The organism is Tenacibaculum sp. MEBiC06402 (assembly GCF_049239625.1).
Taxonomy (GTDB): Bacteria; Bacteroidota; Bacteroidia; order Flavobacteriales; family Flavobacteriaceae; genus Polaribacter.
In genome coordinates, this window is the sequence record NZ_JBMKKT010000107.1 from 1 (window position 1) to 2,500 (window position 2,500).

Sequence of the window (2,500 nt, forward strand, 5' to 3'; positions counted from 1 at the left end):
GATGGTACTGCCACTGGTGGGAGAGTAGGTCGTCGCCTTTCTTTTAAATAAAAAACGCTCAATTTTATATTGAGCGTTTTTTTATAAAAGTGAGAGACTAGTTCATTGAAATTATAAACTAGAAATTAATTCAAAAAAAACTTCAAAAAGTTTTGGTCAGATTAAAAATAGTTTATAGATTTGCATCCGCTTTCAGAAATGAAGCGAAGTTCATAGAGAGATTTTGGAATAACAATTTAAGTTAATCAGTTCGATTCTGATGTCTTTACAAAGATTAAGTTGATTGCGATTTTGGTTGAGATAGACTAAATATTAAGGTTAACGAAGTTCATTGATAATATTGAAATTGACAGCGTAATTAAAGAGTAGAATAACACATAACTTCTCTGTAAGTTAAATTCTTTTGAAACTTATTCATTAAAATTATTAAAGATTTTACAATGAAGAGTTTGATCCTGGCTCAGGATGAACGCTAGCGGCAGGCTTAACACATGCAAGTCGAGGGGTAACAGGGAGAAGCTTGCTTTTCTGCTGACGACCGGCGAACGGGTGCGTAACGCGTATAGAATCTGCCTTGTACAGGAGGATAGCCTTTAGAAATGAAGATTAATACTCCATAGTGTATGGAAGTGGCATCACTTTCTTACTAAAGATTTATTGGTACAAGATGACTATGCGTCCTATTAGCTAGATGGTAAGGTAACGGCTTACCATGGCTACGATAGGTAGGGGGTCTGAGAGGACTATCCCCCACACTGGTACTGAGACACGGACCAGACTCCTACGGGAGGCAGCAGTGAGGAATATTGGTCAATGGAGGCAACTCTGAACCAGCCATGCCGCGTGCAGGAAGACTGCCCTATGGGTTGTAAACTGCTTTTATACAGGAAGAAACAGTCCTACGTGTAGGACCTTGACGGTACTGTAAGAATAAGCACCGGCTAACTCCGTGCCAGCAGCCGCGGTAATACGGAGGGTGCAAGCGTTATCCGGAATCATTGGGTTTAAAGGGTCCGCAGGCGGTCAATTAAGTCAGAGGTGAAATCCCATAGCTTAACTATGGAACTGCCTTTGATACTGGTTGACTTGAGTTATACGGAAGTAGGTAGAATAAGTAGTGTAGCGGTGAAATGCATAGATATTACTTAGAATACCGATTGCGAAGGCAGCCTACTACGTATATACTGACGCTCATGGACGAAAGCGTGGGGAGCGAACAGGATTAGATACCCTGGTAGTCCACGCCGTAAACGATGGACACTAGTTGTTGGAATTATTCAGTGACTAAGCGAAAGTAATAAGTGTCCCACCTGGGGAGTACGGTCGCAAGATTGAAACTCAAAGGAATTGACGGGGGCCCGCACAAGCGGTGGAGCATGTGGTTTAATTCGATGATACGCGAGGAACCTTACCAGGGCTTAAATGTAGAGTGACAGGTCTAGAGATAGATTTTTCTTCGGACACTTTACAAGGTGCTGCATGGTTGTCGTCAGCTCGTGCCGTGAGGTGTCAGGTTAAGTCCTATAACGAGCGCAACCCTTATCGTTAGTTGCCAGCAAGTAAAGTTGGGGACTCTAGCGAGACTGCCGGTGCAAACCGTGAGGAAGGTGGGGATGACGTCAAATCATCACGGCCCTTACGTCCTGGGCTACACACGTGCTACAATGGTATGGACAATGAGCAGCCACAACGCGAGTTGGAGCGAATCTATAAACCATATCACAGTTCGGATCGGAGTCTGCAACTCGACTCCGTGAAGCTGGAATCGCTAGTAATCGGATATCAGCCATGATCCGGTGAATACGTTCCCGGGCCTTGTACACACCGCCCGTCAAGCCATGGAAGCTGGGGGTGCCTGAAGTCGGTGACCGCAAGGAGCTGCCTAGGGTAAAACTGGTAACTAGGGCTAAGTCGTAACAAGGTAGCCGTACCGGAAGGTGCGGCTGGAACACCTCCTTTCTAGAGAAAGATGGTGAGTTACAAAAGTGGTTATTTTACTCTGCTGTTAATTTTATAAAAGAGACTAAGATCTTAAATAGTCTTGTAGCTCAGCTGGTTAGAGCGCTACACTGATAATGTAGAGGTCGGCAGTTCGAGCCTGCCCAAGACTACTATTTTTAAGATTAGGAAATTCTAGAAGTTGAGGATGTAGTTTAGCTAGTTTCAAACTACTGAATACTAACTACTCACTACTAACTACTAGTAATGGGGGATTAGCTCAGCTGGCTAGAGCGCTTGCCTTGCACGCAAGAGGTCACCGGTTCGACTCCGGTATTCTCCACAAACTAATTGGTTAATTAGCGAATTAGCGAATTAATTAATTGACAAAGTTCATTGACATATTGGTAAAATGATATCGTAAAGAATCAAGATAGAGAGTTAGATTAAATTCTAACAAAATATTTTTATAAAGAATTATAAAGAGCTCGTTTTGACATTAAGTCAAAGCAAAAAGTACAATAAGCTAAATAAGGGCGTATGGCGGATGCCTAGGCTTTCA

Annotated in this window: 2 tRNA genes and 2 rRNA genes (1 of these 4 cut by a window edge); all 4 read left to right on the forward strand. The window is 43.0% G+C overall.

Annotated elements, in window-relative coordinates:
• Positions 1-437 precede the first annotated feature (437 nt).
• Positions 438-1,959: ribosomal RNA gene (locus ACOSP6_RS16810) — 16S ribosomal RNA — on the forward strand.
• A gap of 78 nt (positions 1,960-2,037) precedes the next feature.
• Positions 2,038-2,111, forward strand: a tRNA-Ile gene (locus ACOSP6_RS16815).
• Positions 2,112-2,207: 96 nt separating this feature from the next.
• Positions 2,208-2,281: transfer RNA gene (locus tag ACOSP6_RS16820), tRNA-Ala, on the forward strand.
• Between the two features lie 176 nt (positions 2,282-2,457).
• Positions 2,458-2,500 (forward strand): 23S ribosomal RNA (locus ACOSP6_RS16825); it runs 2,745 nt beyond the window's last position.
• The 16S and 23S rRNA genes sit together here with 2 tRNA genes alongside, the layout of an rRNA operon.